Below are 22,763 nucleotides of genomic sequence, written 5' to 3'. Positions count from 1 at the left end.
CGCCTGCTTACGCTGCTGCTTCTGCTTCGACCTGACGAACGACGATCGTCAGCTGCGCAAACGGTTTAAAGATACGGCCCGAACGGCCACGGCCGCGCGGACTGAAACGCTTCATCACGATGCCCTTGCCGACATGCGCCTCGGAGACGATCAGCGCGTCAACGTCGAGGTCATGGTTGTTCTCGGCGTTGGCAATAGCCGATTCCAGGCACTTCTTCACGTCGACCGCGATCCGCTTGCGCGAGAACTGCAGGTCGGCGAGTGCAGCCGAGGCCTTGCGGCCGCGGATCATCTGCGCAACCAGGTTCAGCTTCTGCGGGCTCACGCGCAACATGCGGGCGATCGCCTTGGCCTCGTTATCCGGGAGGCTCCGTTCGCGCTTTGGCTTGCTCATGACTTAGTCCTCAGCCCTTCTTGGCTTTCTTGTCGCCGGCGTGGCCATGGAAGGTACGGGTCGGCGAGAACTCGCCGAACTTGTGACCAACCATTTCCTCGTTCACAGCGACAGGTACATGCTTCTGGCCGTTGTAAACGCCGAAGGTGAGACCCACGAACTGCGGCAGGATCGTGGAGCGACGGCTCCAGATCTTGATCACATCATGACGACCAGACGAGCGAGCGGCATCTGCCTTCTTGAGCAGCGAACCCTCGACGAACGGGCCTTTCCAGACTGAACGAACCATGTCCGGCGATCCTTACTTCTTCCGCTTGTGGCGGCTGATGAGAATGAACTTGTTGGTCGACTTGTTCGACCGGGTCTTCTTGCCCTTGGTCGGCTTGCCCCAGGGCGTAACCGGGTGACGACCACCCGAGGTACGACCTTCACCACCACCGTGCGGATGGTCGATCGGGTTCATGACGACGCCGCGGTTATGCGGACGCCAGCCGAGCCAGCGGGTACGACCGGCCTTGCCGATCGAGATGTTCATGTGATCCGGGTTCGACACAGCGCCGATGGTGGCGGTGCAACGACCGTGAACCAGGCGCTGTTCGCCCGAGTTCAGACGGATGATCACGTAATCATGGTCACGACCGACGAGCTGGGCGTAGGTGCCAGCGGAACGAGCGATCTGGCCGCCCTTCCCGATCTTCATCTCGACGTTGTGGATGATCGTGCCGATCGGCATGTTGCCGAGCGGCATGACATTGCCCGGCTTCACGTCGACATAGTTGCCGGCGACGACGGTGTCGCCGACGGCCAGACGCTGCGGCGCCAGGATATAAGCCTGCTCGCCATCGGTATACTTGATCAGCGCGATGAACGCGGTGCGGTTCGGATCGTATTCCAGACGCTCGACCACGGCCGGAACGTCGACCTTGGAACGCTTGAAGTCGACGATACGATAGGACTTCTTGTGGCCACCGCCACGGAAGCGCACCGTGATGCGACCGGTGTTGTTACGACCGCCAGCCGAATGCTTGCCTTCGGTCAGAGCCTTGACAGGCTTGCCCTTGTACAGCGCGGAACGATCCACCATGACCAGCTGACGCTGGCCGGGTGTCGTTGGGTTGAATGTCTTAAGTGCCATCGTTGATCGCCCTTACAGTCCGGTCGTGACGTCGATGCGGTGGCCCTCTTCGAGGGTCACGATCGCACGCTTGACGTTCGACTGTGAACCGAGGTTGCCACGGAAGATCTTCGTCTTGCCCTTGCGAACCAGCGTGTTCACGCTCTTTACCTTGACGTCGAACAGCTTTTCGACGGCTTCCTTGATCTGCGGCTTGGTGGCCTTGCCGTCGACCTTGAAAACAACCTTGTTGAATTCAGAAGCGACAGTGGCCTTTTCCGTCACCACAGGGGCGACGATCACGTCGTAATGGCGCGGGTCGATGTTCTTCATTTGAAGCGCGCCTCCAACGCATCAAGCGCCGCCTTGGTCAGAACCAGCTTCTGACGACGCAGAATGTCATAAACGTTGATGCCCTGGATCGGCAGCACGTCGATGTTCGGAATGTTGCGGGCCGCCTGAGCGAAACCGACATGAACCTCGGCGCCATCGATGATCAGCGCATTGGTCAGGCCGAGACCCGAGAAATGACCGAGCAGAGCCTTGGTCTTGGCGGCTTCCAGGTTGGCGTTCTCGATCACGATCAAGCCGCCGTCCTTGGCCTTCGCCGACAGAGCATGCTTCAGCGCGAGTGCACGGACCTTCTTCGGCAGATCGAACGCATGGGAGCGAACGACCGGACCGAAGGCACGACCACCGCCGCGGAACTGCGGAACGCGAGCCGAACCGTGACGAGCACCGCCGGTGCCCTTCTGCTTGTACATCTTCTTGCCGGTGCGCCAGATTTCGGCGCGCCCCTTGGCCTTGTGGTTGCCCGACTGGCGCTTTGCGAGCTGCCAGTTGACGCAACGCTGGATGATGTCGGCGCGCGGATCGAGACCGAAAATGGCATCCGACAGCTCGATCGAGCCGGCGTCCTTGCCCTCAAGCGTGGTGACGTTCAGTTTCATCTCACGCTCCTTCCTGCTCGGCGGCAGGTGCTTCAACGGCCGCACCCTCTCCTGCCAGCTTGTACTTGCCGGGCTTCGGCGCGTCCTTTGGCAGGGCTTTCTTCACCGCATCGCGAACCGAAATCCAGCCGCCCTTGGAGCCGGGAACGGCGCCTTCGACGAGGATCAGGCCGCGCTCGACATCAAGCTGCACGACGCGCAGGTTGAGCGTGGTGATACGATCGACACCCATGTGACCGGGCATCTTCTTGTTCTTGAAGGTCTTGCCGGGATCCTGACGACCACCGGTCGAACCGATCGAACGATGCGAAACCGACACACCGTGCGTGGCGCGAAGACCGCCGAAATTCCAGCGCTTCATACCGCCGGCGAAGCCCTTACCGACCGAGGTGCCGGTGACATCGACGAACTGGCCAACCACGAAGTGGTCTGCCTGGATTTCGGCGCCGACCGGGATCAGCGCGTCTTCCGACACGCGGAATTCCGCGACCTTCCGCTTGGGTTCAACCTTGGCAACCGCGAACTGGCCGCGTTCAGCCTTGGGCAAATACACGGTCTTGCGCGAGCCCGATCCGAGCTGCAGCGCGACGTAACCGTTCTTCTCGCTGGTGAGGTGGCCAACCACCTGGCAGTTACCCAGCTTGAGCACGGTCACAGGGATATGTTCACCGGCGTCTGTGAAGACCCGGGTCATCCCGACCTTTTGTGCGATCACTCCGGAGCGCATCGGCGTGCTTCCTGTTCTTTCTGTCCGTTTGACCGGACGGGACCTAAATACTTAGAGCTTGATCTCGACGTCGACACCGGCGGCCAGGTCGAGCTTCATCAAAGCATCGACTGTCTGCGGGGTCGGATCGACGATATCGAGAAGACGCTTATGAGTGCGCATCTCGAACTGCTCGCGGCTCTTCTTGTCGACGTGCGGCGAACGGTTGACCGTGAACTTCTCGATGCGTGTCGGCAGCGGGATGGGTCCACGGACCTGTGCACCCGTGCGCTTCGCGGTGCTCACGATCTCACGGGTCGATGCATCGAGGATACGATGGTCGAACGCCTTGAGACGAATGCGGATATTCTGGCCGTTCATTGCCGTGTCTTTCTCTGAATGCGAGTGGTGAGTGGCGAGTAGCGAATGAACTCCATTCGCCACTCCCTATTCGCTATTCGCCTCTTACTCGATGATGCTTGCGACGACGCCTGCACCAACGGTGCGGCCGCCTTCACGGATGGCGAAGCGCAGCTTCTCTTCCATGGCGATCGGCACGATCAGGTGCACTTCCATGGCGATGTTGTCGCCCGGCATCACCATTTCGGTGCCTTCCGGCAGATGAACCACACCGGTCACGTCGGTGGTGCGGAAGTAGAACTGCGGACGGTAGTTGGTAAAGAACGGCGTGTGACGGCCACCCTCTTCCTTGGTCAGAATATAGGCCTCGGCCTTGAACTTGGTGTGCGGCTTCACCGAACCCGGCTTGCACAGCACCTGGCCGCGCTCGACGTCTTCACGCTTGGTGCCGCGCAGCAGCGCGCCGATATTGTCGCCGGCCTGGCCCTGATCGAGCAGCTTGCGGAACATTTCAACGCCGGTGCAGATCGTCTTCTGCGTGGCGCGGATACCGACGATTTCGATTTCCTCGCCGACCTTGACGATGCCGCGCTCGACGCGGCCGGTCACGACCGTACCACGGCCCGAGATCGAGAACACGTCTTCCACCGGCATCAGGAACGGCTGGTCAACCGGACGCTCCGGCTGCGGGATGTAGCTGTCGACGTTCTTCATCAGTTCGAGAATGGCGTCGTGGCCGAGCTTCTGGTCCGAGTTTTCGAGAGCGGCCAGCGCCGAACCCTTGATGATCGGAATGTCATCGCCCGGGAAGTCGTACTTCGAGAGCAGCTCGCGCACTTCCATCTCGACCAGTTCGAGCAGTTCCGGATCGTCGACCATGTCGCACTTGTTCAGGAACACGACCAGCGCCGGCACGCCGACCTGGCGGGCGAGCAGGATGTGTTCGCGGGTCTGCGGCATCGGGCCGTCGGCGGCCGACACCACCAGGATGCCACCGTCCATCTGCGCGGCGCCGGTGATCATGTTCTTCACATAGTCGGCGTGGCCCGGGCAGTCGACGTGGGCGTAGTGGCGGTTGGCGGTCTCGTATTCGACATGCGCGGTCGAAATCGTGATGCCGCGGGCCTTCTCTTCCGGCGCCTTGTCGATCTGGTCGTAAGCGGTGAACGTGGCACCGCCCGTCTCTGCCAGCACCTTCGTGATCGCCGCCGTCAGCGACGTCTTGCCGTGGTCGACGTGACCGATCGTACCAATATTGCAGTGCGGCTTGTTACGTTCAAATTTTGCTTTGGCCATGACTCTCTCCGTTTAGTCGTCAACTGTCGCTAACGACAATCAGGCAAACTTCTTCTGGACTTCTGCCGACACGTTGGCCGGCGCTTCCGCGTAGTGATCGAATGACATCGAGAACGTTGCACGACCCTGGCTCATCGAGCGCAGCGTGTTCACGTAACCGAACATGTTCATGAGCGGCACCATCGCATTGATGACGTTGGCGTTGCCGCGCATGTCCTGCCCCTGGATCTGACCGCGCCGCGAGTTCAAGTCGCCGATGACCGAACCGGTGTAATCTTCCGGGGTCACGCATTCGACCTTCATGATCGGCTCGAGCAGAACGGACTTGCCCTTCTGCAGCGCGTCGCGGAGTGCCGCGCGCGAAGCAATTTCGAAGGCCAGTGCCGACGAGTCGACGTCGTGATAGGCGCCGTCAACCAGCTGCACGTGAACGTCGACCACGGGGAAGCCCGCGACCACGCCCGAGGTCATGACGCTGTTGAGACCCTTTTCGACGCCCGGGATGTATTCCTTCGGAACAGCACCACCGACGATCTTGGACTCGAACACGAAGCCCGAACCTGGCTCGCCCGGCTCGACCACGAACTTGACGCGGGCGAACTGGCCGGTACCACCGGTCTGCTTCTTATGGGTGTAGTCGACTTCAGCGCGCTTCGTGATCTTTTCACGGAACGCCACCTGCGGTGCGCCGATGTTCGCGTCGACCTTGTAGGTACGGCGCAGAATGTCGACCTTGATGTCGAGATGGAGTTCGCCCATGCCCTTGAGGATGGTCTGGCCGGACTCATGGTCGGTCGAGACGCGGAACGACGGATCTTCCGCAGCGAGCTTCGCCAGAGCGACGCCCAGCTTTTCCTGGTCGGCCTTGGACTTCGGCTCGATCGCGATTTCGATCACCGGCTCCGGGAATTCCATGCGCTCGAGAATGACCTGCTTGTCCGGATCGCAAAGCGTGTCACCGGTGCGGGCTTCCTTGAGGCCAGCCAGAGCGACGATGTCGCCGGCATAGGCTTCCTTGATGTCTTCGCGGTTGTTCGCATGCATCAGCAGCATGCGGCCGATACGTTCTTTCTTCTCACGGGTCGAGTTCACGACACCGGTGCCGCTCTGCAGAACACCCGAATAGATGCGGCAGAAGGTGATGGTACCGACGAACGGATCGTCCATGATCTTGAATGCGAGCAGAGCCAGCGGCTCCTTGTCGTCCGCCTTGCGGATGACCTCGTTGCCGTCTTCGTCGGTGCCCTTGATGGCAGGCACGTCGACCGGCGACGGGAGATAATCAACGACGGCGTCGAGCAAAGGCTGCACGCCCTTGTTCTTGAAGGCCGAGCCGCAGAGAACCGGATAGAACGCGCCAGTCAGCACGGCCTTACGGATGAGCTTCTTGAGGACTTCCTCGCTCGGCTCGGTGCCGTCGAGGTAGGCAGTCATCGCCTCGTCGTCGAGCTCGACGGCGGCTTCAAGCAGCTTCTCGCGATATTCCTTGGCCTTGTCGAGCAAGTCAGCCGGAATGTCGACGGTTTCGTACTTCGCGCCGAGCGCCTCGTTGTTCCAGACATAGGCCTTCATGATCACGAGATCGATCATGCCAACGAAGTCGTTCTCCGAGCCGATCGGCAGCTGGATCGCAACGGGCTTCGCGCCGAGACGGTCGATGATGTCCTGCAGGCACTTGTAGAAGTCAGCGCCGGTCTTATCCATCTTGTTCGCGAAAACGATCCGCGGAACCCTGTACTTGTCGCCCTGGCGCCAGACGGTTTCGGTCTGCGGCTCGACGCCCTGGTTGGAGTCGAGAACGCACACGGCGCCGTCGAGCACGCGCAGCGAACGCTCGACTTCAATCGTGAAGTCGACGTGGCCGGGGGTGTCGATGATGTTCAGGCGCTTGCCGTTCCAGAATGCAGTGGTGGCAGCGGACGTGATGGTGATGCCACGCTCCTGCTCCTGCTCCATCCAATCCATCGTCGCGGCACCTTCGTGCACTTCGCCGATTTTGTGGCTCTTGCCGGTGTAATACAGGATGCGCTCGGTCGTTGTCGTCTTACCGGCATCGATATGCGCCATGATACCGAAATTACGGTAGTCCTCAATGGCATGTACGCGAGGCATGGGATGTTCCTTAAATTCCGGAGTTTCGCCGTTACCAGCGATAGTGCGAGAATGCGCGGTTGGCTTCCGCCATCTTGTGCACGTCTTCCCGCTTCTTCACGGCGTTACCACGGTTGTTCGACGCATCGAGCAACTCAGCCGAGAGACGCTCGGTCATGGTCTTCTCGTTGCGAGCGCGCGCAGCGGTGATCAGCCAGCGAATGCCCAGCGCCTGGCGCCGAATGCTGCGGACTTCAACAGGCACCTGGTAGGTGGCGCCACCGACGCGACGCGAACGAACTTCGATCGTCGGCATCACATTTTCCAGAGCCTGCTCGAACACGCCGAGAGGACCCTGCTTGGTCTTCGCTTCGATCATTTCGAAAGCACCGTAAACGATGGTTTCGGCGGCAGACTTCTTGCCGTCATACATGATCGAATTCATGAACTTGGTGACGATGATGTTTCCGAACTTCGGATCCGGATTAACTTCACGCTTTTCAGCTGAATGGCGACGAGACATCGATCAGACCCCGGCTTACTTCGGACGCTTCGCGCCGTACTTCGAACGACGCTGCTTACGGTTCTTGACGCCCTGGGTATCCAGCACGCCGCGGAGGATGTGGTAACGCACGCCGGGCAAATCCTTGACGCGACCGCCGCGGATCATGACCACGGAGTGCTCCTGAAGGTTATGGCCTTCACCCGGAATGTAACCGATGACTTCGAAGCCATTGGTCAGACGCACCTTGGCAACCTTACGAAGCGCCGAGTTCGGCTTCTTCGGAGTCGTCGTGTAGACGCGCGTGCAAACGCCGCGCTTCTGCGGCGACTGCTGCAGCGCAGGAACCTTCTTGCGCGACTTCTGAATTGCGCGCGGAGTAGCGATCAGCTGGTTGATCGTCGGCATGTCAGCCTTCACCCTTTAGTTCGCTCGAAGCCGTAACGGCTTCCTCAAAATCACTCGGAGCAACCTGCCCCACGGTTCGCATCACATGAAAAGCTTCACGCAAAACGAAATCACGCCAACCATTCATTGCTGAACGGAAAGCGCTTAACGCCACAGAGGACCGCGATCATGACCGTCAGACTTGCGTCTTCAGATCTGCACCGAGGTCATGCATTCGAACTTAATCTCAAGAGAGAAGTCTCTCAGGAGACAAACGTCGTTTTGGCATTGCCTTGATATAGCGACAGCGTCTGAGCTTCTTGGTCGAGGTTGGTGCCCGATCAACTCCGAAAAGCCGATTGGGTGGTCCGTTCCGACACTGGCGAAGCTCACCGCCTGTCGTTGAATGGCCGGGTTGTATCCGCAGGGGATACCCAAGTCAACAATAAAGCGCGATGAAAGAAACGCTTCTCGCACTGCATCTTCTAGCATGTGGATGATGACAGAACATACGTGATTTGGACGCCCGACACGTCATCCACGACAGAATCTGCGACTCGGATTCGTTGCAGTTTGATGAAAGAGAATCGTCTGGGTTGCGAAGATTTTGCGTCTCCCTCCCCGGCCGGCATCGCTTGCGAACCGAATCCCGTCCCGAATCGGCACAACTCCGGAGAATCGCCCCGGCAGCAAATGTTACCTGGCCGCTTGTCATGGAGCGGAGCCGCCCTCGCCGCGGCCATGCGGACCTGTCAGGCCGAAGCCGGAAGGCGCGCAATGACCTTGATCTCGAAATCGAAGCCCGCCAGCCAGTTGACCCCGACCGCAGTCCAGTTCGGGTAAGGCGCCTCGCCTATCACGGCCGTCCGAACGGCGTTGACCGCCGCGAACTGCGTGGCCGGGTCGGTGTGGAAGGTGGTCACGTCAACCACGTCATCGAAGGTGCAGCCGGCGGCCTTCAGCACTGCGGCGAGGTTATCGAAGGCCAACTGGACCTGTTTCTCGAAAACCGGTTCCGGCGAGCCGTCTTCCCGGCTACCGACCTGCCCGGAGACGAACAAGAGGTCGCCCGAGCGGATTGCCGCGGAATAGCGGTTGATCTCATAGAGCGCCTGGCGGCCGGCCGGAAAAATCGCGTCGCGTTTGGTCATGGTGTCAGTCCTGCTCAAAGATTATATACGTCCCGTATGTGAATATAACCGGACATACGCGTCGTATGTCAATATGCATACGGTGCGTATGTTTCTTGCAGAGGGATGACGATGGTCGCGAGACGGCGGGCGGATATGGTGGAGGAAACCCGGGCCAGGCTCATCCGGGCCGCCCGGACGGCTTTCGCCGCCAAAGGCTATGCGGCTGCGTCCATGGACGATCTGACCGCCGAGGCCGGCCTGACGCGCGGCGCGCTCTATCATAACTTCGGCGACAAGAAGGGGTTGCTACAGGCGGTCATCGACCAGATCGACGCGGAGATGCTGGCCCGCATGCGCGCTGCCCATGGTCAGGCTGACACCGCCTGGGACAGGTTTCTCAACGAAGGCGTGGCCTATATCGAAATGTCCCTCGAGCCGGAGATCCAGCGGATCATGCTGCTGGACGGCCCTGCCGTACTCGGCGATCCCTCGCAATGGCCAAACCAGACGGCTTGTCTGCGCACCACGACGCAGGCGATCCAGCGGCTGATCGACGACGGAACGGTCAAGCCTGTCGATGCCGAGGCGGCGGCGCGTCTGATCAACGGGGCAGCGCTGAACGCCGCACTCTGGATCGCTGCGGCTGACGACCCTCACGCGGTCCTTGAGAAAGCCGTCGAGGCCTTCCGGCAACTTGCAGCGGGCTTGCTGCGAGCGGAGGCGTAACCGCCTCGCGCATCTTCACAGGCGCTCACTCGTCGTCGTCATCCTCGTCATCATCATCGTCGCTGGCAGATGACCTGTGCCGCTGGTCGTCCCAGAGCTGGCGATAAGTGCCATTCAGCGCCAGCAGCTCCTTGTGCGAGCCGCGCTCAATCATCCTGCCGCCATTGATAACGATGATTTCGTCCATATCCACGACGGCGGCCAGCCGGTGGGTCGACGAAATCAAGGTGCGCCCCTTGGCGAGTTTGAACAGCGTCTTGTTGAGCGCTGCCTCGGTCGTCTGGTCGAGGGCGGATGTCGCCTCATCCAGCAGGAGCACCGACGGATTGCGGACGATGGCCCGCGCGATCGCAACACGCTGGCGCTGGCCGCCGGATAGCGTATCGCCGCGCTCGCCGACCTGAGTGTCATATTTGTCCGGCAGGCTCATGATGTAGCGATGAATCTCGGCCTTTCGCGCGGCTTGCTCAACTTCTTCGTCGGTCGCGCCTTCCTTGCCGAGCCGGATATTCTCGCGGATCGACATGTTGAACAGCATGTTTTCCTGGAACACCACGGCCATATGGCTGCGCAGGGATTCGCGCGTGATCTTGCGGATATCGACACCGTCAATGGTTACCCTGCCCTCGTCCGGCACGTAGAGCCGCAGGATCAGATTCAGCAACGTGCTCTTGCCGGAGCCGGACGGGCCGACAATGGCCACGGTCTTGCCGACATTGATCTTGAGGCTGAGATTGTCGAGCACCCGCTGCTGGCTATTCTCGTACTGGAACGAGACCCGATCGAAAGTGATGTCGTTGACGATGCGCGGCAGCTCCGGTGAGCCGGGCTTGTCGGCGCCCCGGGTGGGCTCGTCGAGCATCTCTTCCATGTGCCGCACAGCGGCAGCCGCCTGGATCGACACCGGGATGAAGTGCATCACATGGGCGATGTTGTAGGACACCTCCCAGAATGCACTTTCGAAGGTGACGAAGGTGCCGACGGTGATCTGCCCCTTGGTGGCGAGATAGGCGCCGATCGCCAGGACCACCAAATGCAGCAGCAACACCGAGACGGTGACCGACCGCTCGACCATGGTCGACAGGAAGGTCGCCGCCGCGATCCTGTCGCGCGTCTCGTTGTTGCGCAGCCGGAACCAGCCCATGGTGCGGCGCTGCAGGCTGAAGGCCTTGATCACCGCCTGTGCCGCGATGTTTTCCTGCACCATGCCGAGCACGGACGCTTCGCTGAGCTTCTGGTCGTAATTGGCCTGCACGGCCTTCGGCGTCAGGATGCGCGGACCGATCAGCGTGATCGGGAACACCAGCAGCGCGACCGCGGCGAGCTGCCAGTTCAGGTACAGCATCAGCACAATGCCGGCGATCAGTTCGAGGAACGGCAATAATGCGCTGTTGGCGAAACTCTTGATGGCCGTCTCGAAAGACGACAGATCGATCGAGAAGCGGGACAGGATTTCGCCGCGCTTGGTGCGGGCAAAATAGGCCGACGGCAGATCCTGGACGTGATCGAACAGACGCGAGCGGACGTCCGTGACGATCGAGGCTGCCAGTTTGGCGTCCCAGCGCTCATACCAGATCGCAATGATCGACGTGACAACGCCGGCAACGGCCAGCACCGACAGGATCTTGAACAGCGCGTCGAAGTCTTCCTCGCCGAGCGCATCGTCGATCAGATATTTGAGGCTGAGCGGCATGATGACGTTGAACAGCGTTTCAACCACAACGCCGAAGCCAACGAAGCCAATCAGCTTGCGGTACTTGCCGAGCAATGGCCGCGTGAACCGATAGACCGTTCCGAATGCGCCAGCGGCCTCGCGCGCGGTGAAGACGACGAGTTCCTCGTCATCGTCATCGAGCTCGTCGTCATCTTCATCCTCGTCGTCATCATCGACGACGGGTTTGGCTTTTGCTGCCTTCTCGACAGCCGGCGGTTTCGTGCTGGGAACCGAAGCGGCAGCAGCGCCAACCGGGAGCGCAAACTTGTCGTCGAGCGGCGTGGCCGGATCGGCTGCGGTCTTGTCGTCGGACGGAGGCTTGGGAGGTGGCTTCGACGCCATGGAACGAACCGTTGCTGCACGGTCCTTCGACCGCAAGAATCAATGAAGCGGCCCGGACAGCCACGGCAATGATCCTATGCGATCAGAACGTTCTCGGCAAAGCAACCAGAGGCCGGCGCCGAGGATCAATCCTCGGCATCGACCTTGTCGAAGAACGAATAGCGGAGGCTGTCCGCGTCGGCATACCAGTGGCCCGGTCCCTTGCCGGCGGCCAATGTGGCTTCCCATACGGCCTCGGTGCAGTCACGGCGATGCATCGACAGGTCGAAGCCGTTGCCAAAGAACAGTTCCGACCATTCCCACCAGGTGCCGAGTTTCTTGACGCCGCGCAGCAGGTCGTAGCGATCGATCACCGCCGGCGCCATGTCTGACGTGACGGAGCCGAAGACGAGACCGGTCTTCACCACGCGGTTGAGCTCCTGCACGGCCGTCACCACCTGCTTGTCGCTGACATGGCACAGGCTGGTCTCGAACACGAAATCGAACTGCCCGGCCTTGAACGGCAGATCGGTGATCGAGCCAAGCTTGTTGAATTTCTGCAGCGCCTTTGGCGTCTTGGCGTGGACTGCCTTGTTGTTCTCGACCCCCCAGGCGTCGATGCCCTTGGCACGCAGCGCCCCCACCAACTCGCCACTCGCCGAGCCCGCCACCAGCAGCTTGTAGCCCTTGGCGCGGCCCCAGACGATCTTGATGAGATTCATCAGATAGGCGGGATCGGTGAACTGGCTCCAGACCTCGCTGTAGGGACCGACGCCGCGATAGTTCTGGAAATAGTCGCGGTCGATCTTGTCGGAGATCGTCGTGCCATTCTGACCCTGCGCGCGGCGCAGGCGCATCATCTCGGTAAGGATGATGTCGGTCGCAGCATCCGAGGAGTCGAGCAGACCGTTGAGCGTGGAGTCGAACAGGTAATCGCCGACCACGACGAGGCCCGGATGATCCTTCGGTTCCGGCCGGTGATTGGTCATGACATCGCGCACCGGCATGCCGCCGGGGATCGCGTTGACCGACGACAGCCAGCGATGAATCTTGCCTTCCAGCAGATGTGCGCGCGCATCGCCGAACGATGCCGGCAACGACTTGAGCGCGGCATCGATCAACTCATCATCGGAGAGATTCGCAAAAGCCAGCGCGTCGGAACCTGGGACCAGCCAGTTCAGCACGCCGTGCTTGCCGACATCGTGGCGCGCGCCTTCGTTATAGACGCAGCAGCCGCCGAAGGCTTCCGACATGAACCAGGCGCCGGGAATCTGATCGCCCCAGAACGGCGTGTCGAACAGCAGCGAAATGCGCAGATAGTGCGCCGGGCGGTCGAAGTAAGCGACGTGCTTGACCATCGACTTGCGCAGCTGCTCGCCGTCCCAACGCATGGTCGCCAACCATGAATGCGGCAGGCACATCACCACGAGATCGAAATCGCGGGTATCCGGCCCCTTGCCGTTCATCATGTCGAGCTGATAGCGGCCCTGCTCGGTCTTGCCGACCTTGAGCACACGGTGATTCAGCCGGATATCGGCATCGACTTCCGACTGCAGGCAGGAGATCAGTTGCTCGTTGCCGTTCTGGATCGAATACAGGCCGATATAGCCATCGACATCCATCACGAAATTCTTCAGCGCATTGAGACCGTTGGTATTGTGCGTTTCGGTCGCGATATCGGAGCGCGCCATCACCTTGAGGAAACGCTTGGCCGTGGGATCGCTGACTTCCTTGTCGAGCAGCTCCTCGGCATTCACCCATGCCCAGGGGTGTTCGTTGTCGTGCGAGCCGACGCCCTCGTAATATTCGATCGGCGACACCATGCTCGCGCACTTCTTGCGGAAGGCTTCGATCGCAGCCGCGGTTTTGGCGCCGTATTTCTTGCGCATGCCCGGCACGTCATTGATCAGTTCACCATCCAGCTGCACCTGCTCGGCATCCATCGGGATGGTCTGCAGGCCGAAATGCTGGATCAGCTCGCGCAGCGGATCCGGCCCGGTCATGGAGTAATCGTAGATTTCAGCGACGCCAGCTTCGTACATGGCTGGCGCGGTATCGAACTTGCGCGTGAGAATCTTGCCACCGACGCGGTCGGACGCTTCGTAGATGGTGACCCGGCAGAGATCGCCGAGCTTCTTCTTGAGATACCAAGCGCTCATCAGGCCGCCCGGACCACCGCCAACAATTGCAAGATCAAGCATAGGGTTCTTTCACGCGTCGTATTTACCGGCGGCAATATCCGGCAACGGTCGATGTAACGTATTCCCAGCCAAAGCGGAATCCGCTGACGCTGCAAGGCTGGCCCGTCGACCCCGTCGACTCGCACTAACCCCCTCCAAGTGAAAACATTTTTGAGCTGAAGGAAAGATGAACGAAAGCATGTAGTGCGCCGCAACACACTTCATACGCGAAAAAGGCCGGCTTTCGCCGGCCTTTTCCATGGCATTGATGTGATCTGCAGCGACCGATTACTCGGCCGGCGGCAGCATCAGCGGTTCCTCTGCCGGAGCCGACGGCACGATCGCCGCCTGCTTCTCGCGCTCGTCGAGGATCATCTTGTCGCGCTTCATTGCGACTTCGCGGATCTTCGCCATCGAGGCGCCGGTACCGGCCGGGATCAGGCGGCCGACAATGACGTTTTCCTTGAGGCCTTCGAGCGGGTCCACCTTGCCGTTGACGGCAGCTTCGGTGAGCACGCGCGTGGTCTCCTGGAACGACGCTGCCGAGAAGAACGAACGGGTCTGCAAGCTGGCCTTGGTGATGCCCAGCAGCACAGGGTTTCCGGTCGCGACCTTCTTGCCCTCTTCCTTCGCCTTCAGGTTCAGCGCGTCGAACTCGATCTTGTCGATCTGTTCGCCCGAGATCATGTCGGTTTCACCCTGATCGGTGATCTCGACCTTCTGCAGCATCTGACGGACAATCACTTCGATGTGCTTGTCGTTGATGAGCACGCCCTGCAACCGGTAAACTTCCTGGATTTCGTTGACCAGATAGGCAGCGAGTTCCTCGATGCCCTTGATCGCCAGAATGTCGTGCGGCGCGGGATTGCCTTCGACGATGTAGTCGCCCTTTTCGACGATGTCGCCGTCCTGCAGATGGATCTGCTTGCCCTTCGGAATGAGGTACTCGCGAGTCTCCTCGTTCTTGTCGATCGGCTCGATCGAAATCCGGCGCTTGTTCTTGTAGTCGCGCCCGAAACGGATCGTGCCGCTGATTTCCGCGATGATCGCCGCGTCCTTCGGCTTGCGCGCCTCGAACAGTTCGGCCACCCGCGGCAGACCGCCGGTGATGTCACGCGTCTTCGCGCTTTCCATCGAGACACGGGCGAGAATGTCGCCCGACGTCACCTTGGCATCGACGTCGACAGACAAAATCGCGTCAGGCGACAGCATGTAGCGGGCATCGCCGCCACGTGCGAGCTTGAGGATCTTGCCGTCCTTGCCCTTGATGACGATGGCCGGACGCAGATCCGCACCACCACGCGACGAACGCCAGTCGGTGACGACGCGCTTGGCGATACCGGTCGACTCGTCGAGCGTTTCCGTAATCGACTGGCCGTCGATCAGGTCCTCGAACCCGATCGTGCCGTCGACTTCGGTCAGCAACGGACGGGAATACGGATCCCATTCCGCGATGCGCTGGCCACGCTTGATGGTGTCGCCGTCGGCCACGTGCACGCGCGCGCCGTACTGAATACGATGCGTTGCGCGCTCGGTGCCATCGGCATCGCTGATGGCGATGACCATGTTACGCACCATGGCGACCATGTGACCTTCGCCGTTCTTGGCGATGGCCTCGTTCTTGATCGTCACCTTGCCGTCGAAGTTCGACTCAATCACCGACTGCTCGTTGAGCTGCGCCGCGCCACCGATGTGGAACGTACGCATCGTCAGCTGCGTGCCGGGCTCACCGATCGACTGCGCCGCGATGACGCCGACGGCCTCACCGTGGTTGACAGGCGTACCGCGAGCCAGATCGCGACCGTAGCAGGTGCCACAGATGCCGTTGACCAGTTCGCAAGTGAGAGCCGAACGGATCTTCACTTCCTGGATACCGGCCTGCTGCAGCAGATCCACGTCACGCTCTTCCATCAGCGTGTTGCGCTTGATCAGCACCTTGTTGGTGTTCGGATCGCGAATGTCTTCGCAGGCCGAACGGCCAAGGATACGCGACGCCAGCGATGCGACCACCGAACCGGAGTCGATGATGGCGCGCATCTTGATGCCAAGATTGGTGCCGCAATCGCTCTGCGTGATGATGCAGTCCTGCGCCACGTCGACGAGACGACGGGTCAGGTAGCCCGAGTTCGCGGTCTTCAACGCGGTGTCCGCGAGGCCCTTACGGGCGCCGTGGGTCGAGTTGAAGTATTCGAGAACCGACAGACCTTCCTTGAAGTTCGAGATGATCGGCGTCTCGATGATTTCACCCGACGGCTTCGCCATCAGGCCGCGCATACCGGCGAGCTGACGCATCTGGGCCGGCGAACCACGGGCACCGGAATGCGCCATCATGTAGATCGAGTTGATCTGGGCTTCTTCACCCTGCGCATTCTTCTTCACCGAGGAGATTTCCTTCATCATCTCCTTGGCGACTTCTTCACCCGCCTTCGACCAGGCGTCGACGACCTTGTTGTACTTCTCACCGTGGGTGATCAGACCGTCGTTGTACTGCTGTTCGAAGTCCTTCGCGAACGCACGCGTGGCGTCCACGATCTTCCACTTCGAACCCGGCACCACCATGTCGTCCTTGCCGAACGAGATGCCGGCCTTGAACGCGTTGTAGAAGCCGAGCGCCATGATGCGATCGCAGAAGATCACGGTCTCTTTCTGACCGCAGTGACGATAGACCTGATCGATGACGCCCGAGATTTCCTTCTTGGTCATCAGCTTGTTGATGACGTCGTAGGGCATCTTCGGCGACTTCGGCAGAACCTGACCGAGCATTGCACGGCCGGCGGTGGTTTCGATCAGACGGGTGACCGTCTTGCCGTCCGCGTCGAGGCCGGTCCAGCTGTATTTGATCTTGGTGTGGAGGTGGATGACCTTCGCATGCAGCGCATGCTCGATCTCCGCCATCTCACGATACAGCTTGTTTTCGCCCGGCAGACCCGCACGCATGGTCGACAGGTAGTACAGACCCAGCACGATGTCCTGCGACGGCACAATGATCGGCTGACCGTTCGCGGGATGCAGGATGTTGTTGGTCGACATCATCAGGACGCGCGCTTCCAGCTGCGCTTCAAGCGACAGCGGAACGTGCACGGCCATCTGGTCGCCGTCGAAGTCGGCGTTGAAGGCCGAACAGACCAGCGGATGCAGCTGGATCGCCTTGCCTTCGATGAGCACCGGCTCGAACGCCTGGATACCCAGACGATGCAGCGTCGGCGCGCGGTTCAGCAGCACGGGATGTTCGCGGATGACCTCGTCGAGGATGTCCCAAACCTCGGGACGCTCTTTTTCAACGAGCTTCTTCGCCTGCTTCACCGTGGTGGACAGACCCTTGGCATCGAGACGCGAATAGATGAACGGCTTGAACAGTTCGAGCGCCATCTTCTTCGGCAGGCCGCACTGATGCAGACGCAGTTCCGGACCGACGACGATGACCGAACGACCCGAATAGTCGACGCGCTTGCCGAGCAGGTTCTGACGGAAGCGACCCTGCTTGCCCTTCAGCATGTCGGCCAGCGACTTCAGCGGACGCTTGTTGGCGCCGGTGATGACGCGACCGCGACGGCCGTTGTCGAACAGCGCGTCCACAGCTTCCTGCAGCATGCGCTTTTCGTTGCGGATGATGATGTCCGGCGCGCGGAGCTCCATCAGCCGCTTCAGGCGGTTGTTACGGTTGATCACGCGGCGGTACAGATCGTTCAGATCCGACGTCGCGAAACGGCCGCCATCCAGCGGCACCAGCGGACGCAGATCCGGCGGGATCACCGGCACCACCGTGAGGATCATCCATTCCGGCTTGTTGCCGGAATAGCGGAAGGCCTCGACGATCTTCAGGCGCTTGGCGAGCTTCTTGTGCTTGATGTCGGATTCGGTCTCCTTCATCTCGACGCGCAGCTGCTCGTCGAGCTTCTCGAGCTCCAGACCCTTCAACAGTTCACGGATAGCCTCGGCACCGATCATGGCGGTGAACGAGTCCTGGCCATATTCGTCCTGCGCCTTCAGATATTCTTCTTCAGACAGCAGCTGACGGTCCTTGAGCGCGGTGAGGCCCGGCTCGAGAACGACGTAGTATTCGAAATACAGGATGCGCTCGAGATCCTTGAGCGTCATGTCCAGCAGCTGGCCGATGCGCGACGGCAGCGACTTCAGGAACCAGATGTGCGCAACCGGAGCAGCCAGTTCGATGTGGCCCATGCGCTCGCGCCTGACGCGCGACAGGGTCACTTCGACCGAGCACTTCTCGCAGATGATGCCCTTGTACTTCATGCGCTTGTACTTGCCGCACAAGCACTCGTAATCCTTGATGGGCCCGAAGATGCGGGCGCAGAACAGGCCGTCGCGCTCGGGCTTGAAGGTACGGTAGTTGATGGTTTCCGGCTTCTTGATCTCGCCGTAGGACCACGACAGAATCTTCTCCGGGGACGCAATCGAGATCCGGATCTGGTCGAAGACCTGTGCCGGAGTCGTCGGATTGAAGAGATTCATAATTTCTTGGTTCATCGTCTTCTCCTCGCGTGCCGATCGCCATCAGCAGCAAATTCGAAATTCTTTAGAGCCACACACCCTGCCCCACGTCCCGGCTGGGTGCGGACGCCCGGCCATCAGGCCGGGCGTAACGCTTGTTCTTACTCGGCAGCTTCGGAGGTCGGCCCAGGCAGCTTGGAATTGTGCAGGTCGACGTTGAGGCCGAGCGAGCGCATTTCCTTGACCAGCACGTTGAACGATTCCGGAATACCGGCCTCGAACGTGTCGTCGCCGCGCACGATCGCCTCATAGACCTTGGTACGGCCCGCGACGTCGTCCGACTTCACCGTCAGCATTTCCTGGAGCGTGTACGCCGCGCCGTAAGCCTCGAGCGCCCACACTTCCATTTCACCGAAGCGCTGGCCGCCGAACTGCGCCTTACCACCCAGCGGCTGCTGCGTGACGAGCGAGTACGGACCGATCGAACGCGCGTGGATCTTGTCGTCCACGAGATGGTGAAGCTTGAGCATGTAGATGTAGCCCACGGTCACCTTGCGATCGAACTGGTCGCCGGTCCGGCCGTCATAGACGGTGGACTGACCGGACGCGTCGAAGCCAGCCATCTTCAACATCTCTTCGATGTCGGCTTCCTTCGCACCGTCGAATACCGGCGTCGCAATCGGCACGCCGGGCTTCAGGTTACGCGCCAGTTCAAGCAGCTCGGTATCGTTCAGCGACTTGATGACTTCGTCTTCGCCGTAAACCTTCTTCAGGGTGTCGCGCAGCGGCTTCAGATCCTGCTTCTGGTAGTAGGCGTCGATGGTCTGACCGATCTTCTTGCCCATGCCTGCGCAGGCCCAGCCGAGATGCGTCTCGAGAATCTGACCGACGTTCATGCGCGACGGCACGCCGAGCGGGTTCAGCACGATGTCCGCATGCGTACCATCTTCAAGGAACGGCATGTCTTCGATCGGAACGATCTTCGACACCACGCCCTTGTTGCCGTGACGTCCGGCCATCTTGTCGCCGGGCTGGATCTTGCGCTTCACCGCGACGAAGACCTTGACCATCTTCATCACGCCGGGCGGCAGTTCGTCGCCACGCTGCAGCTTCTCGACCTTGTCGAGGAAGCGCTGTTCAAGGCCCTTCTTCGACTCGTCGTACTGCTTCCGCATCGCTTCGATTTCGGTCATCAGCTTGTCGTTCGCGGTGGCGAACATCCACCACTGCGACCGCGGATTCTCATCGAGCACGGCGCGCGTGATCTTGCCGTCCTTCTTGAAGCCCTTCGGACCGGCGATGCCGACCTTGTTCTCCAGGAGGTCAGCCAGACGGCCATAGACGTTACGATCCAGGATGGCCTGTTCGTCGTCACGGTCCTTGGCGAGACGTTCGATTTCTTCCCGCTCGATCGCCAGAGCACGTTCGTCCTTGTCGACGCCGTGACGGTTGAACACGCGGACTTCGACGATCGTGCCCTGCACGCCCGGGGGCACGCGGAGCGAGGTATCGCGAACGTCCGACGCCTTCTCACCGAAGATGGCGCGCAGAAGCTTTTCTTCCGGCGTCATCGGGCTTTCGCCCTTCGGCGTGATCTTGCCGACCAGGATGTCACCGGCGCGAACTTCGGCGCCGATATAGACGATGCCGGCTTCGTCGAGGTTCTTCAGCGCTTCTTCCGACACGTTCGGAATGTCGCGCGTGATTTCCTCAGGACCGAGCTTGGTGTCGCGGGCCATCACTTCGAATTCCTCGATGTGGATCGAGGTGAAGACGTCTTCCTTCACGATCCGCTCCGAAAGGAGGATCGAGTCTTCGAAGTTGTAGCCATTCCACGGCATGAACGCGACGAGCACGTTGCGGCCGAGTGCGAGCTCGCCGAGATCGGTCGACGGACCGTCGGCAATGATGTCGCCCTTGCGCACCACATCGCCAACCTTCACCAGCGGACGCTGGTTGATGCAGGTCGACTGGTTCGAACGCTGGTACTTCATCAGACGATAGATATCGACGCCCGACTTGGTGGGATCGAGATCTTCGGTCGCACGGATAACCACACGGGTCGCGTCGATCTGGTCGATGACACCCGAACGGCGGGCAGCGATCGCAGCACCGGAGTCGCGGGCCACGACGGCTTCCATGCCGGTACCGACGAACGGCGCTTCGGCGCGCACCAGAGGCACGGCCTGACGCTGCATGTTCGAGCCCATCAGCGCGCGGTTGGCGTCGTCGTTCTCGAGGAACGGGATCAGCGCCGCAGCAACCGAAACGAGCTGCTTCGGCGACACGTCCATGTAGTCGACCTTGTCGGCCGGCAGCGGCAACACGTCGCCGGCGTGACGGCAGATGATCATGTCATCGGTGAACTTGCCCTTGGCGTCGAGCGACACGTTGGCCTGCGCCACCGAGTAACGGCCCTCTTCCATCGCGCTGAGGTACACGACCTCGTCGGTGACGCGACCGTCCTTGACCTTGCGGTAAGGGGTCTCGACGAAGCCGTACTTGTTGACGCGCGCGAAGGTGGCGAGCGAGTTGATCAGACCGATATTCGGGCCTTCCGGCGTCTCGATCGGGCAGATACGGCCATAGTGGGTCGGATGCACGTCGCGGACTTCGAAGCCGGCGCGCTCGCGGGTCAGACCGCCCGGTCCAAGCGCCGAGAGGCGGCGCTTGTGGGTGATTTCCGAGAGCGGGTTGGTCTGGTCCATGAACTGCGACAGCTGCGACGAACCGAAGAACTCGCGCACCGCGGCAGCCGCGGGCTTGGCGTTGATCAGGTCCTGCGGCATCACGGTATCGATGTCGACGGACGACATGCGTTCCTTGATGGCACGCTCCATGCGCAGCAGGCCGACGCGATACTGATTTTCCATCAGCTCGCCGACCGAACGCACACGGCGGTTGCCGAGATGGTCGATGTCGTCGATTTCGCCCTTGCCGTCGCGCAGATCCACCAGCGTCTTGATGACGGCGAGGATGTCTTCCTTGCGCAGCGTGCGATGGGTATCCGGCGCATCGAGTTCGAGGCGCATGTTCATCTTCACGCGGCCCACGGCCGAGAGGTCGTAGCGCTCGCTGTCGAAGAACAGCGACTGGAACATGTTCTGCGCGGATTCGAGCGTCGGCGGCTCACCCGGACGCATCACGCGATAGATATCGAACAGCGCGTCTTCACGCGTCAGGTTCTTGTCGGCATTCAGCGTGTTGCGGATATAGGCGCCGATATTGACGTGGTCGATGTCGAGCAGCGGGAGTTCCTTGTAGCCCTCGTCGTGCAGCGCCTTCAGCGACTTCTCGGTGATCTCTTCGCCGGCTTCGGCGTAGATTTCACCGGTCTTCACGTTGACCAGGTCCTCGGCGAGATAATTGCCGACCAACTCTTCGTCGGTCAGACGCAGCGCCTTGAGGCCCTTCTCGGCGAGCTGACGGGCAGCACGCACGGTGAGCTTCTTGCCGGCTTCGAGCACGACCTTGCCGGTGTCGGCATCGATCAGGTCGTTGACGGTGGAGTAGCCACGGAAACGGGTGGCGTCGAACGGAACGCGCCAGCCTTCCTTGATCTTCTTGAACTGGATCTTCTTGTAGAACGTCGAGAGGATTTCCTCACCGTCCAGACCCAGCGCGAACATCAGCGACGTCACCGGAATCTTGCGGCGACGGTCGATACGCGCAAACACGATGTCCTTGGCGTCGAACTCGATGTCCAGCCAGGAACCGCGATACGGAATCACGCGGGCAGCGAACAGCAGCTTGCCCGACGAATGGGTCTTGCCCTTGTCGTGATCGAAGAACACGCCCGGCGAACGATGCATCTGCGAGACGATGACGCGCTCGGTGCCGTTGACGACGAAGGTGCCGTTCATGGTCATGAGCGGGATATCGCCCATGTAGACGTCCTGCTCCTTGATGTCCTTGACGGACTTGGCGCCGGTTTCCTCGTCGATATCGAACACGATCAGGCGCAGCGTCACCTTCAGCGGCGCAGCATAGGTCATGCCGCGCTGGCGGCACTCGTCGACGTCGTATTTCGGCGGCTCGAATTCGTAGCGCACGAATTCCAGCATCGAGGTGCCCGAGAAATCCGAGATCGGGAACACCGAACGGAAAACAGCCTGCAGACCTTCGTCGAGGCGGCCGCCGGTCGGCTCATCGACCATCAGGAACTGGTCGTAGGACGCCTTCTGAACCTCGATGAGGTTCGGCATCTCTGCGACTTCTTTAATATGACCGAAGAACTTGCGAACGCGCTTGCGACCTGTGAACGTCTGCTGACCCATCGTGGCCTCTCATTGCGTCGCCCGAAAGGGGCGAACCTTCCAGAGCGCGACTGCCATCGCCTCCGGGTTGAATTTCCAAGAACGTTCAGAATTCGGCGCCCAATATGAGGAACAAAATCCCCCTCTCGAGCATTTGAATCGCAGAACGCAAAACGACGTG

General features: G+C 60.7%; 17 protein-coding genes. 1 reads left to right on the top strand and 16 read right to left on the bottom strand.

The annotated features are described in order from the left end of the window. Positions 1 to 7 precede the first annotated feature (7 nt). The 12 genes from rplV to AC1RLZ_RS01970 form a co-directional block, all read right to left on the bottom strand. Entirely contained in the window at positions 8 to 394 is a 387-nt protein-coding gene (gene rplV / locus AC1RLZ_RS02025) for a 50S ribosomal protein L22 (protein WP_068731486.1), read from the bottom strand. A 10-nt stretch (positions 395 to 404) separates the two neighbouring features. Then, complete coding sequence (gene rpsS, locus AC1RLZ_RS02020; RefSeq protein WP_089268170.1) at positions 405 to 683, bottom strand: 30S ribosomal protein S19; 279 nt, start codon at positions 681 to 683, stop codon at positions 405 to 407. 12 nt (positions 684 to 695) lie between these two features. After that, on the bottom strand, positions 696 to 1,529 hold the full coding sequence (gene rplB / locus AC1RLZ_RS02015; RefSeq protein ID WP_493187273.1) for a 50S ribosomal protein L2: 834 nt from the start codon (positions 1,527 to 1,529) through the stop codon (positions 696 to 698). Positions 1,530 to 1,541: 12 nt separating this feature from the next. Then, positions 1,542 to 1,841, bottom strand: coding sequence for a 50S ribosomal protein L23 (locus AC1RLZ_RS02010; RefSeq protein ID WP_068731492.1), 300 nt, complete (start codon positions 1,839 to 1,841; stop codon positions 1,542 to 1,544). Beyond that, positions 1,838 to 2,458: a 50S ribosomal protein L4 gene (rplD, locus tag AC1RLZ_RS02005; protein WP_120291944.1), complete on the bottom strand. Its 621-nt coding sequence runs from the start codon at positions 2,456 to 2,458 to the stop codon at positions 1,838 to 1,840. The genes AC1RLZ_RS02010 and rplD overlap by 4 nt, the downstream gene beginning before the upstream one ends. Before the next feature lies 1 nt (position 2,459). Beyond that, the gene (rplC, locus tag AC1RLZ_RS02000) at positions 2,460 to 3,185 is read right to left on the bottom strand and encodes a 50S ribosomal protein L3 (RefSeq protein WP_493187272.1); all 726 of its coding nucleotides are present in this window, start codon (positions 3,183 to 3,185) and stop codon (positions 2,460 to 2,462) included. 51 nt (positions 3,186 to 3,236) lie between these two features. Continuing rightward, complete coding sequence (rpsJ, locus tag AC1RLZ_RS01995; protein WP_013166261.1) at positions 3,237 to 3,545, bottom strand: 30S ribosomal protein S10; 309 nt, start codon at positions 3,543 to 3,545, stop codon at positions 3,237 to 3,239. Positions 3,546 to 3,629: 84 nt separating this feature from the next. After that, positions 3,630 to 4,820: an elongation factor Tu gene (gene tuf / locus AC1RLZ_RS01990; RefSeq protein ID WP_184517871.1), complete on the bottom strand. Its 1,191-nt coding sequence runs from the start codon at positions 4,818 to 4,820 to the stop codon at positions 3,630 to 3,632. Positions 4,821 to 4,859: 39 nt separating this feature from the next. Further along, complete coding sequence (fusA, locus tag AC1RLZ_RS01985; RefSeq protein WP_493187271.1) at positions 4,860 to 6,932, bottom strand: elongation factor G; 2,073 nt, start codon at positions 6,930 to 6,932, stop codon at positions 4,860 to 4,862. 31 nt (positions 6,933 to 6,963) lie between these two features. Next, positions 6,964 to 7,434 (bottom strand): 30S ribosomal protein S7, encoded by a 471-nt coding sequence (rpsG, locus tag AC1RLZ_RS01980; protein ID WP_092152014.1) that lies wholly within the window; start codon positions 7,432 to 7,434, stop codon positions 6,964 to 6,966. A 15-nt stretch (positions 7,435 to 7,449) separates the two neighbouring features. Next, positions 7,450 to 7,821 (bottom strand): 30S ribosomal protein S12, encoded by a 372-nt coding sequence (gene rpsL / locus AC1RLZ_RS01975; protein ID WP_068731626.1) that lies wholly within the window; start codon positions 7,819 to 7,821, stop codon positions 7,450 to 7,452. 731 nt (positions 7,822 to 8,552) lie between these two features. Then, positions 8,553 to 8,951, bottom strand: a complete 399-nt coding sequence (locus AC1RLZ_RS01970; protein ID WP_371420234.1) for a RidA family protein — start codon at positions 8,949 to 8,951, stop codon at positions 8,553 to 8,555. A gap of 111 nt (positions 8,952 to 9,062) precedes the next feature. Here AC1RLZ_RS01970 and AC1RLZ_RS01965 point away from each other — a divergent pair, with 111 nt between their 5' ends. Beyond that, positions 9,063 to 9,659, top strand: coding sequence for a TetR/AcrR family transcriptional regulator (locus AC1RLZ_RS01965; RefSeq protein ID WP_493187270.1), 597 nt, complete (start codon positions 9,063 to 9,065; stop codon positions 9,657 to 9,659). Between the two features lie 25 nt (positions 9,660 to 9,684). On the opposite strand, the gene AC1RLZ_RS01960 is transcribed toward AC1RLZ_RS01965, so the two are convergent. The 4 genes from AC1RLZ_RS01960 to rpoB all read right to left on the bottom strand — a co-directional run bounded on the left by AC1RLZ_RS01960 (position 9,685) and on the right by rpoB (position 22,603). Further along, positions 9,685 to 11,715 (bottom strand): ABC transporter ATP-binding protein, encoded by a 2,031-nt coding sequence (locus tag AC1RLZ_RS01960; protein ID WP_493187269.1) that lies wholly within the window; start codon positions 11,713 to 11,715, stop codon positions 9,685 to 9,687. 125 nt (positions 11,716 to 11,840) lie between these two features. Further along, on the bottom strand, positions 11,841 to 13,895 hold the full coding sequence (locus AC1RLZ_RS01955) for an FAD-dependent oxidoreductase (RefSeq protein WP_493187268.1): 2,055 nt from the start codon (positions 13,893 to 13,895) through the stop codon (positions 11,841 to 11,843). Between the two features lie 267 nt (positions 13,896 to 14,162). Then, positions 14,163 to 18,362 carry a DNA-directed RNA polymerase subunit beta' gene (rpoC, locus tag AC1RLZ_RS01950; protein WP_493187267.1) on the bottom strand — a complete coding sequence of 1,400 codons (4,200 nt, stop codon included), beginning with the start codon at positions 18,360 to 18,362 and terminating at the stop codon, positions 14,163 to 14,165. 125 nt (positions 18,363 to 18,487) lie between these two features. Then, positions 18,488 to 22,603, bottom strand: coding sequence for a DNA-directed RNA polymerase subunit beta (gene rpoB / locus AC1RLZ_RS01945; protein WP_493187266.1), 4,116 nt, complete (start codon positions 22,601 to 22,603; stop codon positions 18,488 to 18,490). Positions 22,604 to 22,763: the final 160 nt, after the last annotated feature.

This window comes from Tardiphaga sp. GW822-FHT04G09, from assembly GCF_058800725.1.
This window is presented reverse-complemented; position numbering and strand designations above follow the sequence as displayed.

Coding starts and splice junctions, on each gene's coding strand:
- rplV (WP_068731486.1), bottom strand. CDS start 394: ATGAGCAAGCCAAAGCGCGAACGGAGCCTCCCGGATAACGAGGCCAAG.
- rpsS (WP_089268170.1), bottom strand. CDS start 683: ATGGTTCGTTCAGTCTGGAAAGGCCCGTTCGTCGAGGGTTCGCTGCTC.
- rplB (WP_493187273.1), bottom strand. CDS start 1,529: ATGGCACTTAAGACATTCAACCCAACGACACCCGGCCAGCGTCAGCTG.
- AC1RLZ_RS02010 (WP_068731492.1), bottom strand. CDS start 1,841: ATGAAGAACATCGACCCGCGCCATTACGACGTGATCGTCGCCCCTGTG.
- rplD (WP_120291944.1), bottom strand. CDS start 2,458: ATGAAACTGAACGTCACCACGCTTGAGGGCAAGGACGCCGGCTCGATC.
- rplC (WP_493187272.1), bottom strand. CDS start 3,185: ATGCGCTCCGGAGTGATCGCACAAAAGGTCGGGATGACCCGGGTCTTC.
- rpsJ (WP_013166261.1), bottom strand. CDS start 3,545: ATGAACGGCCAGAATATCCGCATTCGTCTCAAGGCGTTCGACCATCGT.
- tuf (WP_184517871.1), bottom strand. CDS start 4,820: ATGGCCAAAGCAAAATTTGAACGTAACAAGCCGCACTGCAATATTGGT.
- fusA (WP_493187271.1), bottom strand. CDS start 6,932: ATGCCTCGCGTACATGCCATTGAGGACTACCGTAATTTCGGTATCATG.
- rpsG (WP_092152014.1), bottom strand. CDS start 7,434: ATGTCTCGTCGCCATTCAGCTGAAAAGCGTGAAGTTAATCCGGATCCG.
- rpsL (WP_068731626.1), bottom strand. CDS start 7,821: ATGCCGACGATCAACCAGCTGATCGCTACTCCGCGCGCAATTCAGAAG.
- AC1RLZ_RS01970 (WP_371420234.1), bottom strand. CDS start 8,951: ATGACCAAACGCGACGCGATTTTTCCGGCCGGCCGCCAGGCGCTCTAT.
- AC1RLZ_RS01965 (WP_493187270.1), top strand. CDS start 9,063: ATGGTCGCGAGACGGCGGGCGGATATGGTGGAGGAAACCCGGGCCAGG.
- AC1RLZ_RS01960 (WP_493187269.1), bottom strand. CDS start 11,715: ATGGCGTCGAAGCCACCTCCCAAGCCTCCGTCCGACGACAAGACCGCA.
- AC1RLZ_RS01955 (WP_493187268.1), bottom strand. CDS start 13,895: ATGCTTGATCTTGCAATTGTTGGCGGTGGTCCGGGCGGCCTGATGAGC.
- rpoC (WP_493187267.1), bottom strand. CDS start 18,362: ATGAACCAAGAAATTATGAATCTCTTCAATCCGACGACTCCGGCACAG.
- rpoB (WP_493187266.1), bottom strand. CDS start 22,603: ATGGGTCAGCAGACGTTCACAGGTCGCAAGCGCGTTCGCAAGTTCTTC.